Consider the following 15777-nt stretch of genomic DNA (forward strand, 5'->3'; position numbering starts at 1 on the left):
TCTATAAAAATAACACTTTATTGTTTAATTAATATATACTTATTTTTTCAGTAAGCATATGTAAAAATGCTACAAAATTATTCTATAATCTGCATGTTTTTTAGAAATTCTTACAAATACTTAACTTTTAGTTTAGCTATTCTTAATCTTTTATCTTGTACATTTTACTATATTTTAATTTTAATTACTACTGTTTTTTAAATTTTTTCCCACTTTTTTTTTAATAACTTGTAATAAGTTCAAGATTTTCAAAAATAATTTATTATTTTAATTGTTAATTAATCATGTAAACTTCTTCATCCTGCAAATCTTGTCAAGAACAAAATCGTCAAGGTGACTTTAGAGCCGTCGATTTTTTTTAGTCATGCACCCTTTCCAAATGCAATGCAAGAATAATGGTGCAGCATATAATTATTTTTTATTTATAATTCATATAGTGTTTATAATATTATATCAACACTATATGATATAATATATTATGTGTTTATAAAAATATAAATAATAAAAAGGGGGTAAATTTATATGAATAAAGATTATATTAATGCATTAGATGCTGCTAAAGAATATAATTTATATTTAAAAGTAGTTACATCAGTAAAATCTTTTGATACATACAATAGCTTTTTCAATATATTTGATCAATATGATGATGCTTGTAGACGAATTGTAGTATTAACAAAATATGAAAACTTAGAAGAAATTTATGAAGAAGATCCAACTCAAGAAGTTGATTCTAGTAAAATAATAGATGGATGCATATATCTTAAAAGTGCGTCATTACTTACAAGACCTGATAAAATTGATTGTAGTAACATGGTAGTAGCTAAAAATTTAGTAGAAGATTTAGTAAATAGTTGATATTTTATTCTAAAATATCAACATTATTTCAACAAGTATCTATTATTTTCTTATTTCTCAGAAATCATATTTATTATTTGTTTATATATGATCGCATATAATCTTTGCAACCCTATTTATTTCATAATAATTTAAGAATCTAGATTGTCATTAATATTATAAGCATAAGATTCAAAATTATCCTATCCTATATAAATATTAGAATAATCGACCAATTCACTATAATATATATCAGAACTATTAAGCTTTTAGATTAAAATTAAAAGTATTATTTTTTACACAAAATTGACATTATGTTGTAACAATTGATCTATATAATAATCAATATAAAGAAATTACTAATTAAATACCCCTTTTATAATCATAACTTTCAATTTTCAGAGTAACTTGCCATCCCCATTAGCAAGTTACTTTTTAATTTAAAACATAGCCTTAATTTTATGCAAAAAAGCACCTTTAATATCAATGTGAATTCTCATTGATATTAAAGGTGTTCTTATTTCAATGTAATGTTACTTAGCTTTTTATTCTTCCCATCCTTCTGGGAACTCAGCATTGTGGTAAACTTCTTGAACATCATCATCATCATCAAGTAAGTCTAACATCTTTTGGAACTTCTTAGCATCATCTTCATTAATTGCTGTGTATGTATCTGGAATCATTTTAACATCAGCTTCTAAGAACTCAATTCCAGCTGCTTCTAATGCTTCTCTTACTGTTCCAAAATCTTCTGGAGTTGTTGTAACTACAAATACTTCTTCTTCATCAGCGTTGAAATCTTCTGCTCCAGCATCTAATGCAAGCATCATCATTTCGTCTTCGTCTTTATCAGCTCTTTCAATTACAAGTTCGCCTTTTTCTTGGAACATGAATCCTACACATCCTAATGTACCCATGTTTCCGCCACCTTTTGTGAAAGCGCTTCTTACATTACCAGCTGATCTATTTTTATTATCAGTAAGTGTTTCAACAATTACAGCTACTCCACTAGGGCCATAACCTTCATAAACTATATTTTCAAAATTAACTTCTCCTAACTCACCTGATGCTTTTTTAATTGATCTTGTTATAGTATCATTAGGCATATTAGCAGCTTTTGCTTTTGCAATAACATCTCTTAATCTATTGTTTATTTCTGGACTAGGTCCACCATTTTTAACAGCTACCATTAATTCTTTACCTATTTTAGTAAAAATCTTACCTCTTTTTGCATCTGTTTTGCCCTTCTTAGCTTGAATATTATGCCACTTTGAGTGTCCTGACATATTGTTTTCCTCCTTACTTTAATTTAAATATATAAATTGCATTACTAAATCTAAATAAAAAATAATATTAATATAGATTTTCAATTACAATAATATAATTAATTCACCATTATTTTAATATATACTTTAATATAAAAATCACCAAAAATTATATCATAACAACGATTGCTATTCAAGTAATTGCTATAATATGTAAACTAAATACACTTATATAATCTATTTTCTTCTTTAAAATATATTTCTTCATCGCTCTTAGATATTATTATTTTCCCACTGCTACATTCAATCATTTCTTTTTCCATATTTTCTATAATATCTTTTTCAGCTAATATATGAACAATAACTTTATCTGTATATTCAGTATCTTCTATATGCCATAAATTTTGTGCACATATATATTGAACTTTTCCAAATAAATCATAATCCATTTCTAAACTTAATTTTAACCCAACAACTTTTTCAACAATTCCTGCACATTTTATTGATATACTTGCACCTTTAGTATAAGCCCTAGTAAGTCCCCCTGTTCCAAGCAAAACTCCACCAAAATATCTTGTTACTACTACAGCACAATCAGTTATACCGCTCTTTTTCATAACTTCTAATATAGGTATTCCTGCTGTCCCCTGAGGTTCACCATCATCAGAATATCTTTGAATATTCATATTTTCACCTATAACATATGCCCAGCAGTTATGTCTTGCTTGTTTATGCATATTTTTTATTTCACTAACAAAGGCTTTAGCTTCTTCTTCGCTTTCCACACGTTTTGCATATCCTATAAATTCAGATTTCTTTTCTTCAAATCTGTCTTCACCAAAATTTCTTATAGTTATATATGGCATTCAATTAACTCCTCTCTTAAGATATTGAGTCCCTTTATAATTTTACTTTCATCAGTTTGATAAAATCCTATTCTAAATGTATTTTTCCCATCATTATGAGATGTAAAAAACATTATTCCTGGAGTTATATATACTCCTTTTTTTCTTAATCTTAAAAATAATTCTTTAGAATTTATTTTACTATCCTTTAATGTTAGATAAAAATTCAATCCTCCTTTAGGATCAATATAACTTACCAAATCTTTAAAATCATTGTCTAATATTTTTTGCATTATCTTATATCTTTTACTGTATTCAATATTCAAAGCTTTAATGTTTTCTTTCCACTTACTTTCGTATATATATAAATCTAAAGCTCTTTGCATCAAACTTGAAGTAGTTATGTCTGTATTAAATTTCGAATTTTGAAGACTTTCTCTAAAAATTTCAGGTGCAACTAAATACCCAAGTCTTATTCCTGGTAAAAATATTTTAGAAAAACTTTTTATATAGATAACTCTTTCATTTCTGTCTAGCCATTTAAAAGGAATGTATTCTATTGATTTTTCATATATAAGTTCTGATAAATAGTCATCTTCTATTATATAAAAATCATATATTTCTGCTAATTCTAAAATTCTTTTTTTCTTTTCTAGACTGTAACTAACTCCTGTTGGATTTTGAAAATAGCTCATAGTATAAAAACATCTTATATTATTTTTTTGAAGTATTTTTTCAAACTTATCTAAATCTATTCCATCTTCTTTTATTGGTACTTCAAAAATATTAGCTTTTTTCCACTTAAATACAGATAATGCACCTCCATAAGTAGGTTTTTCTACTACTACATTATCATTTATATTTAAAATTCCTTTTGAAACTATATCTATACCTTGTTGAGCACCAGATACAACAAGTATATCTTCTTCATTTAATTGATCATTCCAAAAAACATTATTTATTGTTGATATTAGATTCTTATAACCATATGAATTATTAGATATAAGTGCATTTGCACCATCTCTATCTAAAACCTTATCTATAATTTCCTTCAAATCTTCTATTGGAAATAACACTTCTGTATTGGTTTCACCTGTAAAATCAACTATATTAGGTAATTCATCTATTCTTAATTTTTTTAATGTATTTGAATATTCTCTTCTAAATATATTAGGTAATTCTTTTACTTTTGCATATGTTCCACTACCGACTTTTTGATACGCATATCCTTCAGCTTTTAATCTTTTATATGCATTAACAATGGTAACTGAATTAACGCCTAAAACTTTAGACAGCTCTCTTATTGTAGGCAATTTTGCTTTATCCTTTATTATTTTCTTCTCTATTAAACCTTTTGTAAAATTAGATATTTGTATATACTTAGGTATCTCTTCTTCAAACTCTATTTCTTTATATAATTTAATATATTCACCCATTATTTAAACCCTCTATAACCTAAAAATTATAATCTTTGCATGAATATACATTTTCATTGATTAACTTTTTATTATCTTCTATATCTAATTTTCTTATATCTTTTTTCACTAAATTTCTTTTTAAAAGCTCTTTTAATATATCTTCTATTTTTATATCAAACTCTTTAAATCTCACATCATTTTTTATTTCATATGAACTTAAAAAAGTTCTTTTTTCATTTAGAAATTCTATTAGAGCTTTAGTTGATGCAACTATGTTCAGCTCTAAAAATCTTTCAATGTACATTAATGTATTTTCTATATTTTCTTTTGACATTGGCTTATAAAATAAATCATTTATAATATTATTAAAATTATCATTTAAATTTGTTGCCATTCTAACAGCATCTTTGCTTACTGTATACCCATTTAAATTTAAATATAATTTTGAAAAGCTATCTAGAGCTCTTATCAAAATTTCATATGAAGTAAATACGCTACCATTATGTAAATATTTTTTAGTCACTCTAAGATCCTTTATAAGCTTACCTAAATAAACTAAATTCCATTTTTCAATATGTTTATCTAAACTATATTTTGCCTCATCAAAAGTTAATGTAATTTCTTCATCTCTTGAAAATACAATTTTAGAAGATAATAATATATTTCTTGCAAAGCCTTTTTTTCCATCACTTTTATATAAATTTAAAAAGCTCTCTTTGCTTAATAATTTCATATGAACATCTATTCCTAATATTTCCGAATATACATCCCTAATTTCATCGAAATTATCTTTATATAAAACAAATAAATCTATATCAGATTCATCCCAGAGATCTCCACTTATTATACTTCCAAAAGCAAATATAGCTAAAACTTTTCTATTAACTTTTAAATCATTTATTAACTTTTGAAATGATTTTTGATATTCTAATATTGATTTTAACATTATATCGCTCCCTTTCCCCATCTAACTATTATAACTTAATTAAATAATCATTTAAAGAATTGTTGTATTTTATAGTTTCTTAAAAAATAAAAAATTCTTAGTTTTAAAATGGAATCTTTGTATAAAACACTTTAAAATAGACCTATTATTTTTTATATCTATTTTTAGATTCCATTCTATTTTATCTAAGAATTTTTTAATAAATTATTTCTTAAATTTTATAAATTATTTATTAGCTTAGTACATTTAATACATATTCTTTAGTTTTGTTGTATACTTCATCATCAACTTCAACAATCATAAATGTTCCATCTTCTCTATATTCTTCTTCTAAAACTCTGCCATTTCTGTGTAAAAATGATTGTATATTACTTTTATCATATGGGATTAAGAACTCTGCTTTTTTATAATTATATGGAAGTTTTTCTTCTATTAATGCTAAAAACTCTTCTAAATTTATTCCTTGTTTAGCTGATATTCTTATAATTACTTGTTCCTTGTTAATTTCATCATTTTCTATAAATTTAATAAAATCACTTATTTGTTCTTCAGTTGCTTTATCTATCTTGTTTAAAACTAATATTGTTTCTTTATCAATTGCCTCTAATTCTGTTAATACTTCATTTACTGCTTTATACTGTTCTATTGCAGTTTCTGATGATACATCAACTACATGACATAAGATATCAGAAAATATTACTTCTTCTAATGTTGACTTAAATGCTTCAACTAAATCATGTGGTAATTTTCTAACAAACCCAACTGTATCTGTTAATGTAATTAACCCCTTATTTTTTAATGTTAAAGCTCTTGTTGTAGTATCTAGTGTTGCGAACAGCATATCTGCTTCAAATACTTTTTCTTTTCCTACAGTATCTTTTCTTGCTGATAAATCACAAAGAACATTTCTTAAAGTTGATTTTCCTGCATTAGTATAACCTGCAAGTGATACCTTAGGAATACTTTCTTTATTTCTTTTTTCTCTTTGTACTTCTCTCGTCTTCTTTATTCTTTTTAGTTCTTTTCTTAAATCATAGATAGTTTCCATTATGTGTCTTCTATCTGTTTCTAATTTCTTTTCCCCAGGCCCTCTAGTTCCAATACCTCCTCCAGTTCTTGAAAGTATTGTACCTAAGCCTTGTAATCTACTTAATCTATATTTAAGTTGTGCAAGTTCAACTTGAATCTTAGCTTCTTTGCTCTTAGCCCTTGTTGCAAATATTTCAAGAATTAATGTAGTTCTATCTATAACTTTTGCTCCTAAAGCTGCTTCTAAATTTCTAACTTGTGATCCTGTTAATTCATCATCAAATATTATTACATTAGCTCTTTCTATTTGTCTAATAGAAGCTATTTCTAATACCTTTCCTCTTCCTATAAAGAATGAAGGATCAATTTTATTTCTGCTTTGAAATACCGTTTGTAAAACTGGAATATTGCAAGCTTTAGTAAGTTCCTCTAGTTCTTCTAAACTTTCTTTTGTATCAGAACCTACAAGTATTGCCTTTTCACCTGTTTCTTCTATTACATCATTAACTTTTATTAGATTTTCTATAAACTTAATCTTATCTAATATATTTACAGATGTAATTTCTTCTAAAGATAAATTCATATTTTCATCATATTCTAGCTTATTGTTATAAAGTCTAAGAAGCCCTAATGAAAAATCTTTTATTTTTCCTTCTTCTGTTATAGCAACTGATACAATAGCATCTAGTTTTAATTTTAAAAGTGCAGTTACATCTAAAGCTGAAAGATTACAATATCCATTAGGATGAGTATGTATAACTCTAACCCCCGATAGTCTCTTTTCACTTATATCTATTAAAGGCACTTCAACTGATGTTGAATCTCCAATAGCAACTGACGTAACATTACCCTTTCTATTTATTGCTACGCTTACTTCTCTTTCAATATTTGCTGATACCTTAGCAATTATATCTAAAATTTCTACATTACATACTTCATCTTTAGAAGTTCTAATTGAATATATTCTTTCTAATTCATTTAAAATAGAATTTCTAATTCCATCAATATTTCCCTCTATCATTGTAAATCACCTCAAATTTAATTCTTACAAAAGTTCTAAAAATTACTATACTTCTTTAATTTATCAACCCAATTTTTAATAAACATGATAAAAACTAGTTAATATATTTTTTTACTTCTTAATTAGTGTCCACATTATCATTCTAACTTATCACATATACTAGTTATCATCAAATTAATTTTATAAATAATAATTTAGTCTTATCTTAAGAACTTTCATATAATTTTATACTATTAATATTTCCTTGTAAGTGCTCTTGTATTATCTGACTCCCTTTGATTTTCAATAAATTCATAAGTGTATTGTATCATACTTCTATTGAAAACATACAATTTCAGTAAAAGTTAAACTAAGATGGTATTGGGCCACCTTAAATTTTATGTTTCATATTTTACTAAAGAATAAAATAATGAGACATCCTCCTTGACAATATTACTAATATTTTATACTATTAAAATACTTTAAAGAAACTTAAATGAGATATATTAGAGGAGGTGACCTGTTGTTAAATCTTTATTATGATTTTAGATTTTAACAGCAGAATTGCATGGATAATAAAAAGCGTAACATACTTTTTTCTAAAGAAAAAATTGATGCTAGAATAGAAGAACTAGGTAAAGTTATCACTGAAGATTATAAAGATAAAAACCTTTATGTTTTATCTTTATTAAGAGGTAGCTTTATATATGCAGCTGATTTAGTTAGATCAATAGATACAAAAGCTAAAATAGGCTTTATGACTACTTCAAGCTACGGTCATGATGAAGTATCTTCAGGAAAAGTTAAAGTAATTAATGATATTCCTGATAATATTGAAGGATATGACGTTCTTATTGTCGATGATATTATCGATACTGGTATAACAATGGATTTTGTTGTCAATCACGTAAAAAGTTTAGGTGCTGCATCAGTTAAAACTTGTGTTTTACTTGATAAACCATCAAGAAGAAAAGTTGAAATTGAACCTAACTACTGCTGCTTTACAATTGAAGATCTTTTTGTAGTTGGTTATGGATTAAATTATGGAGATCATTATAGAAATATTCCTTATGTATTTAACTGGGAATAATTTATAATCCATTTTATATATTAAAATATTATAATCTAAAAAAGAAGCCTTATTTAAAAGTAGAGGCTTCTTTTTTAATTGCCAGGTTTAAAATCAATTGCTGTTTGTGGTATTTTTCCTACTATAATTGTATCTGATACTGGTACTTTAGTTGCTATTTCAACTTCATTAGTTTTAAATGGTAAAATCACTCTAACTTTTGATTCAACATTAAGATATATTCTATGCCTAGTTTGATTAATTCCCGCACTTTCAAATTCTGATTCATAATTTGCATTTATATTCCCTATATCTTCAACTCTAATAGTTATTTGTGGTCCTACATTATAATAAATACTATTTTCAGTAAACCATCCTAATGGTATTTTTATTTTTATATCTTCAAGATTCTGCAATTCTTCATTACATTGTATAGATAACTTAGATGCTAAATAATTTAATTTTACAGTATCTGCTTGAATAAGAGTTATATTTCCTTCATTATCTTTTTCTATTTTTATCATTTCATTATAATTAAATTCATCTGCAAAAAGCTTAATACTGTTACTATTAATTATGTTAAGAATTCTTGATCTTACAGTCATTTCTGCTACTCTATCCAATGCTGGCATAACTTTATTATCCAAAAATACTGCCATTGAATTAAAGATAATAACAAGGGCTATACTAATTACTATAATTGGAATATATTTTCGTTTTTTACGCTTTGTATAATATTTCATTTCACTACCTTTATAATGAGTTATTAGTTTACTCTTATTATAAGTATGCTATAATAATAAAGAATATTATTTAATCATTAACGTAATTTTAGGAGGATAGAATGTCGACTGAAAAAACTCCAAATAAAACAAAAAAAAGTACTAATAAAAACAGTAATAATAAAAGAAAAAAAAAGAAAAAGAAAAAAAATAAATTAACCGCCTCTACTATCTTAAAAAGAACAGGTATTGGTTTTTTGACTTTGATATTAATGTTATCTGTCATAGGTGCAGGATACTTACTTGCAATTATAAAAACTACCCCTCCATTAAATGTTGAAGATGTTTTATCATTGAATCAGCCTTCAAGTTTATATGATAGCAGCGAAGAATTTATGGATAATTTACATACAGATGAAGAACGATATGTAATAACTTCTGACAAAATCCCAGATAATCTTAAAAATGCCTTTATATCAATTGAAGATGAACGTTTTTTTAAACATAGAGGAATAGATGTTCAAAGAATATTAGGTGCTGCTTTAACAGATGTAAAGAAAATTTTAACTGGGCAAAAAGGACTACATGGTGCTTCTACCATAACTCAACAACTTATCAAAAACACAGTTCTTACTAATGAAGTATCTGTAAAAAGAAAAGTAAAAGAAATTTACTTATCTCTAGATCTTGAGGATCAGTTAAGTAAAGATCAAATAATTACTGCATATTTAAATACAATACCTCTTGGCGGTCAAGTATATGGTGTTGAGGCTGCTTCATTATTATACTTTAGTAAAAGTACATCAGATTTAAGTTTAATTGAATGTGCTTACTTAGCAGGTATAACCCAAGCCCCTAGTTATTACAGTGCTTATAATGAAAATAGCCAAAAAGATCCATCCAGATATATTAATAGAACTCTAACTGTTTTAGCTAAAATGAATGAATTAGGTTATATTTCACAAAGTGAATATAATCAAGGTGTTCAAGACATTAATGATGGCAAACTAGTATTTAAATCAAGTAAAAAAGATTTTCGCTTAAATTATGAATGGTTTGTTTATCCTGCTGTGTCTCAAGTTAAGAGAGACTTAAAAGAAAAATATAAATATACAGATGAAGAAGTATCTAAGTTAATGGTTAATGGTGGTCTGAAAATCTATACTACTATGGATAGGAAGTTACAGGATTTTACACAAAAAACTTTAGACAATTATCGTAATTTAAATGTTGGAAATTCAGAAGCTTATGATGAAAATAAAGTTCCATTATTACAAGCTTCAGCAACAATAACAGACTATAAACATGGTAAAGTTCTTGCTATGGTTGGCGGAAGAGGTAAACAACTTCCTCAATCAAATAATAGAGCATATAATGATTTAAGATCAATAGGTTCTACTACTAAGCCACTTACTGTATACGGGCCTGGTATAGATCAAAAGATAATAACTGCTGCAACATCAATAGATGATGCTCCATTATCACCAGAATTAACAAAAAAATATCCTGCATATGCTCCACCTAATATCCTTAGAAATTCACCTGATGAATACTTAGGTCTTATATCTCCGCGTGAAGGAATAATGTATTCTAAAAACACTGCTTCTGTTATAACAGCAGACACTATTGGTTTAAAAACAGGAATATCTTATGGAGAAAATTTAGGTCTTGTATTTAACAGCGCATCTAAAACTTCTATAGCTACTGTTGCATTGGGTCAATATAACAATAATCCTAATGATAGAGATGGTGGTAATACTTATAAATTAGCTGCTGCATTCGGAAGCTTTGGTAATAATGGTATGTACGTGGAACCTTTGCTTTATACAAAGGTAATTGATGCCAAAGGTAATACCATATTAGACGGAAAACCTAAAGAAAAACAAGTATTTTCACCACAAACAGCATATATAATGTATGACTTACTGAAAGGACCTGTTAACTTTTATGGTGGCGCTCCCGCTAAATGGGGTGATATGCCTGTTGCTGGTAAGACTGGTACTACTACAGATGCTAAAGACTTATGGTTTGCAGGCCTTTCTCCTTATCTATCTGGATCAGTTTGGGTTGGCTATGATAACCCTAAAACTGTCTTCGGAGGATCTGGAACAGTATGTGCTAATTTATGGGGAAAAATAATGGCTAAAGCACATAAAGGACTTGAAGTTAAAGATTTAGAAGAACCTAAAGGAATTGTTCATGTTGCTGTATGTAAAGATTCAGGTAAGCTACCATCAAATTTATGTAGCAGTGATCCTAGAGGAAATAGAATTACAGAAGAATTATTTATCGAAGGAACCGAACCACATGAAACATGTAATACTCATATTAGTGGACGTATAAATAGACTTAATAATAAATTAGCAGGTGCTAATACCCCTACATTGTTAACTCAAGAAAGAGTTTTTGTAAGCAAAAAATATCCTAACCCATTAACTAGGGATTATATATACGTACTTCCATATTCACAAGATAATTATATCGAACAACAACCTACCCCTGAACTTTCTCCTCCAAATATAAATGAGGAAAATGAAGTAGAAATACCAAATAATAATGAATCTGCTCAGGAAAATCCTACTGTACCTCCTGAGACTGCTCAAAATAATTCTGTATTAAAACCAAATTAACTTCAAAAAGCGATACATTAAATTCTTAATGTATCGCTTTTTCTTATTAAAATAAATAGAAATTTAAATGTTTTTATTGCAAAATGAATAAACGATAACCAATCCCTGCATTTTCTATTTTTTATGTAATCTCAGCGTTTACAAACCCTACTAAAATTAATATTTTCCATAATATCAATATATTAATTTTGCATTTTTTGCTCTTTGTTCTTGCATTTTTTACTTTTACAATATAAAATTATATTTATCGACATATTTTTTTCTAATGTAGGAGGCATAAATTTGGATATTTTAAATAATTTACTTGTAAAATTCAATGATTTTTTGTATACATATATACTTATAGCTTTATTAATAATTTTAGGTCTTTACTTTTCTTATAAAACTAAATTTGTTCAATTTAGATTTATAAAAGAAATGTTTAGGTTATTAGGTGATGGTGTTACATCGGAACGAAAAAAAGGAAGTGTATCATCATTCCAAGCCTTTTGTATAAGTACAGCATCAAGAGTCGGAACCGGTAATCTAGCTGGTATTGCCATCGCTATATCTATAGGTGGACCTGGTGCAATATTTTGGATGTGGGTTATAGCTTTAATAGGAGCTGGTTCAAGCTTTGTTGAATCTACTTTAGCTCAAATATACAAAATTAAAGATAAAAATGGTCACTTTAGAGGTGGTCCTGCTTATTATATTGAAAAAGGTCTAAATAAAAAATGGATGGGCGTTTTATTCTCAATATTAATAACAGTCTCTTTTGGACTAGTATTCAACTCTGTTCAATCTAATACTATTTCTCTAGCTATGAATGAAGCTTTTGGAGTGAATCAAATTACTGTAGGAATTATCTTGACTGTTTTAACTTTAGTAGTTATTTTTGGTGGAGTTCATAGAGTTGCTAAAGTATCTGAAATAATTGTTCCTATAATGGCAGTTGCTTATATATTTGTATCATTATTTGTAGTATTTAAGAATTTCAATCATATCCCTAGAGTGTTTGCATTAATTATTGAAAATGCTTTTGGTTTAAATCAAGCTATCGGAGGAACTTTAGGTGGAACTATGCTTATTGGAATAAAGAGAGGTTTATTCTCTAATGAAGCTGGTATGGGTAGTGCTCCAAATGCCGCTGCAACTGCTGATGTAACTCATCCAGTTAAACAAGGTTTAATTCAAACTCTTGGAGTTTTCACAGATACAATAATTATTTGTAGTTGCACTGCTTTTATAATATTACTTTCAGATATAGATTTATCTGGTGGGTTAACAGGTATTCAATTAACACAAAATGCTTTAACTTATCAAATAGGAGGCTTTGGAAGTATATTTGTAGCTATCTGTATATTATTATTTGCATTTAGCTCTATAGTTGGTAACTACTACTATGGAGAATCTAATATTGAATTTTTAAACAAAAAAAAGATATATTTAATTATTTATAGAATAGCAGTTGCTTCTATGGTATTCTTTGGTTCTATAGCTAATTTAAATATAGTTTGGAACTTAGCAGATACATTTATGGGTTTTATGGCTATAATAAACTTGATTGCTATTACTTTACTTAGTAAATTTGCATTTAAAGCATTAGCTGATTATAAAGCTCAAAAGAAAGCAGGAATAAAAGAACCTGTATTTAAGGCTTCATCTATACCTGAATTAACAAATGTTGATGAATGGGAATAGCTTTAATTAGAATATAGACATAAAAAAATGTAATGATTAATTAATCATTACATTTTTTATTTGCTCTTGTTTCAAATGAATACTTCTTATTTAATCAGTCACTACTGAATTTTCTGTTCCATATTTTATATCATTAATCACTTCTTTAGATTCTGTAGTTATAAAAAATTTGTTCGTAAATTCTGCATCATTTTTATCTTTGCCTTTTACTGTAACAACATAACAAAGTTCAGAACTTAAATTTTTTTCACATTTTGCTTTTCTTTCAGCATAAGCTAGTTCAGTTGGATAAACAACTTCCCCATTGTCATTTAATTTATCAAATAAATTTAATGCTTCTTTTTCTGCTTCTTCTTGCGATATATTTATTACAAAATCTTTACATTCTTTTTGAATTGACGAATTAGTGTAATTTTCTAACAAACCATTAGACTTATTTATGCATATTATTATTTCATCAGAATATATTGGATAACCATTTTTACATTTCAAATATACAAAAGAATAATAAGGAAGCTTGTCTGTATCTTTTTCATTTTTTATTCCCCTAAAAGTTAACTCTTCAGTGCATATATTCTCTAGATATTTTTTTGACTTTTCTTTAGCTTCATAATATGATATTTCATATTTATCCTTTTTAATATCTTTATTAGCAAAACCTATAACATTATAATTTTTATCTAAATCTATTCCAAAGGAATTAGCTGTTATAGTTTTATAGATTAACTTATTCTTATTGCCTAGTGTTTTTACTCGTTTATATTTTATATTTTTTAAATCCTCATCATCATCAATTGCATTTATTGCATGTAATCTCTCTATAAAACTTTTAGCAGATTTAATATCTTTAGATCCACTTCCTATAAATTTATGCATTACAAATATTACAGTTATACTAAGAATCGCCAAAACAATTACACTAATCATCTTAGTTTTTTTAGAGCTCATTTACATCAATCCTTTATAATAAGCTTTTTTATAATTGTACAATATTAGTAAAATTTAATCAAACTTCTACTTTAATATATATACTTGATTCCCAATTTATCCTCTATTTGCTTTACTAAATCTTTTCCTACAACTTTAAATATTATGGCTAAAATCATTTCTATAGTCCCCATTAGATTAGATGAAATCATTACTTTTCCATTATCCACAAAATTTTTATTAACTATCTTCATCTTATTTAAATTTTCAGATTTTATTAACTTATTTAAATTTTCAATATGAGGAATAGACATACCCGTTAAAGATTTTATTTGTTCTAATATTACTATTGAATTCCCTATAGCGCATATATAATTACATTGATTATATACTTCTGCTATACTTTTTATAATATTTTCATTTTGAATTATATTTTCTATACTTATTGAATCTGGTAAAATTATAATATTTGAATCTGAAATGCTAAAATTTGATGAATTTAACTCCAACTTTAAATTATTACTGTAATTAGTCCTATCAGTTAATGATATTACTTCAAAATTAAACATTTTCTTATTTGATAATATATTTACTTCATTAAATATATCCCAAATTAAAGTATAATTTGCTATATTTATATTTTCATATACAATAAATGAAACATTTTTTACATTCAAATCTTTAAAATAAAAAAAATTACTTTTAGCAAGTTTAAATGTTGTTTCCTTTTGATAAGTTCCACTTTCTTGAAAACCTAATTTATTTGCAAATGATCGTGCATATTCATTTCCTACTTTATCTAATATCATTTCTCCAGCAAAATCAAAGAAGTAATACTCAAGCATCAATCTCATAGCTTCTTCACCAAATCCCATATTTCTATATTTATGATGAATTTTTATATTAGATCGAGCTATTTTTGTTGTAGGGTCATATCCATGAAAACTTACTTCTCCAATAGGTTCATCTTCAACTGTATATATAAGGCAATAAAAATTTCTTCCATCCGTTGGAGATACCATTTTTTTATAAAAACTCTCCCACTTACTTTCCGTAAATTTATATACTCCCCCAATATCCTTCATTGTTTCTTCATCATCCCATAATTTTGATGTAAAAACTAATTCTTCATATTCAGGTTGCTTTATATATACTAATTTACCATTTCTTCTATACAGTTGATATTCTGTTTGCATAAAATCACCTAATAATTTCTTTATTATATTATTTTAAATATCTCACATTTTCTTCTTTTTATCAATATTTATAATTCAAATAAATGTTAAAATCATCTATATAATTTTTATTTTTGGCTTTGTTTTAAATGCGTGTTGATATATGCAATAGGTAAAGTGGCATTGTAATTGGACTTTGAGAATCCTTAATGAGTATTGTCATATTTACTG

The 15777-nt window shown here is 26.4% G+C and carries 12 protein-coding genes; 4 read left to right on the forward strand and 8 right to left on the reverse strand.

Annotated features, from left to right (window positions below; all coding sequences use genetic code 11):
• The first annotated feature begins 522 nt into the window (after positions 1-522).
• Positions 523-858 carry a hypothetical protein gene (locus RGC78_RS05995; protein ID WP_252212510.1) on the forward strand — a complete coding sequence of 112 codons (336 nt, stop codon included), beginning with the start codon at positions 523-525 and terminating at the stop codon, positions 856-858.
• Between the two features lie 524 nt (positions 859-1382).
• On the opposite strand, the gene RGC78_RS06000 is transcribed toward RGC78_RS05995, so the two are convergent.
• The 5 genes from RGC78_RS06000 to hflX form a co-directional block, all read right to left on the reverse strand.
• Positions 1383-2123, reverse strand: coding sequence for a YebC/PmpR family DNA-binding transcriptional regulator (locus tag RGC78_RS06000; protein ID WP_252212511.1), 741 nt, complete (start codon positions 2121-2123; stop codon positions 1383-1385).
• A gap of 197 nt (positions 2124-2320) precedes the next feature.
• Complete coding sequence (locus RGC78_RS06005; RefSeq protein ID WP_252212512.1) at positions 2321-2968, reverse strand: YigZ family protein; 648 nt, start codon at positions 2966-2968, stop codon at positions 2321-2323.
• Positions 2956-4383, reverse strand: a complete 1428-nt coding sequence (locus RGC78_RS06010; protein ID WP_252225571.1) for an aminotransferase-like domain-containing protein — start codon at positions 4381-4383, stop codon at positions 2956-2958. The genes RGC78_RS06005 and RGC78_RS06010 overlap by 13 nt, the downstream gene beginning before the upstream one ends.
• A 19-nt stretch (positions 4384-4402) precedes the next feature.
• The gene (locus RGC78_RS06015) at positions 4403-5311 is read right to left on the reverse strand and encodes a nucleotidyltransferase domain-containing protein (protein WP_252225572.1); all 909 of its coding nucleotides are present in this window, start codon (positions 5309-5311) and stop codon (positions 4403-4405) included.
• A gap of 232 nt (positions 5312-5543) precedes the next feature.
• Positions 5544-7361, reverse strand: coding sequence for a GTPase HflX (hflX, locus tag RGC78_RS06020; protein WP_252212515.1), 1818 nt, complete (start codon positions 7359-7361; stop codon positions 5544-5546).
• A gap of 547 nt (positions 7362-7908) precedes the next feature.
• On the opposite strand from hflX, the gene hpt reads away from it, so the two are divergent.
• Positions 7909-8430, forward strand: a complete 522-nt coding sequence (gene hpt / locus RGC78_RS06025; protein WP_252212516.1) for a hypoxanthine phosphoribosyltransferase — start codon at positions 7909-7911, stop codon at positions 8428-8430.
• Positions 8431-8504: 74 nt separating this feature from the next.
• On the opposite strand, the gene yunB is transcribed toward hpt, so the two are convergent.
• Entirely contained in the window at positions 8505-9152 is a 648-nt protein-coding gene (gene yunB / locus RGC78_RS06030) for a sporulation protein YunB (protein WP_252212517.1), read from the reverse strand.
• Positions 9153-9253: 101 nt separating this feature from the next.
• Here yunB and RGC78_RS06035 point away from each other — a divergent pair, with 101 nt between their 5' ends.
• On the forward strand, positions 9254-11761 hold the full coding sequence (locus tag RGC78_RS06035; RefSeq protein WP_252212518.1) for a transglycosylase domain-containing protein: 2508 nt from the start codon (positions 9254-9256) through the stop codon (positions 11759-11761).
• A gap of 282 nt (positions 11762-12043) precedes the next feature.
• Positions 12044-13444 (forward strand): alanine/glycine:cation symporter family protein, encoded by a 1401-nt coding sequence (locus RGC78_RS06040; protein ID WP_252212519.1) that lies wholly within the window; start codon positions 12044-12046, stop codon positions 13442-13444.
• A gap of 90 nt (positions 13445-13534) precedes the next feature.
• Here the strand turns inward: RGC78_RS06040 and RGC78_RS06045 are convergent, their stop codons facing one another.
• On the reverse strand, positions 13535-14392 hold the full coding sequence (locus RGC78_RS06045; RefSeq protein ID WP_252212520.1) for a hypothetical protein: 858 nt from the start codon (positions 14390-14392) through the stop codon (positions 13535-13537).
• A gap of 71 nt (positions 14393-14463) precedes the next feature.
• Entirely contained in the window at positions 14464-15567 is a 1104-nt protein-coding gene (locus tag RGC78_RS06050) for a GNAT family N-acetyltransferase (protein WP_309556235.1), read from the reverse strand.
• Positions 15568-15777: the final 210 nt, after the last annotated feature.

Origin of the sequence: Clostridium aquiflavi, from assembly GCF_031344075.1 — a bacterium.
GTDB lineage: Bacteria > Bacillota > Clostridia > Clostridiales > Clostridiaceae > Clostridium > Clostridium aquiflavi.

What these genes read in the sequence shown, in the direction of transcription:
- RGC78_RS05995 (WP_252212510.1), top strand. Translation starts at nt 523, where the DNA reads ATGAATAAAGATTATATTAATGCATTAGATGCTGCTAAAGAATATAAT.
- RGC78_RS06000 (WP_252212511.1), bottom strand. Translation starts at nt 2,123, where the DNA reads ATGTCAGGACACTCAAAGTGGCATAATATTCAAGCTAAGAAGGGCAAA.
- RGC78_RS06005 (WP_252212512.1), bottom strand. Translation starts at nt 2,968, where the DNA reads ATGCCATATATAACTATAAGAAATTTTGGTGAAGACAGATTTGAAGAA.
- RGC78_RS06010 (WP_252225571.1), bottom strand. Translation starts at nt 4,383, where the DNA reads ATGGGTGAATATATTAAATTATATAAAGAAATAGAGTTTGAAGAAGAG.
- RGC78_RS06015 (WP_252225572.1), bottom strand. Translation starts at nt 5,311, where the DNA reads ATGTTAAAATCAATATTAGAATATCAAAAATCATTTCAAAAGTTAATA.
- hflX (WP_252212515.1), bottom strand. Translation starts at nt 7,361, where the DNA reads ATGATAGAGGGAAATATTGATGGAATTAGAAATTCTATTTTAAATGAA.
- hpt (WP_252212516.1), top strand. Translation starts at nt 7,909, where the DNA reads ATGGATAATAAAAAGCGTAACATACTTTTTTCTAAAGAAAAAATTGAT.
- yunB (WP_252212517.1), bottom strand. Translation starts at nt 9,152, where the DNA reads ATGAAATATTATACAAAGCGTAAAAAACGAAAATATATTCCAATTATA.
- RGC78_RS06035 (WP_252212518.1), top strand. Translation starts at nt 9,254, where the DNA reads ATGTCGACTGAAAAAACTCCAAATAAAACAAAAAAAAGTACTAATAAA.
- RGC78_RS06045 (WP_252212520.1), bottom strand. Translation starts at nt 14,392, where the DNA reads ATGAGCTCTAAAAAAACTAAGATGATTAGTGTAATTGTTTTGGCGATT.
- RGC78_RS06050 (WP_309556235.1), bottom strand. Translation starts at nt 15,567, where the DNA reads ATGCAAACAGAATATCAACTGTATAGAAGAAATGGTAAATTAGTATAT.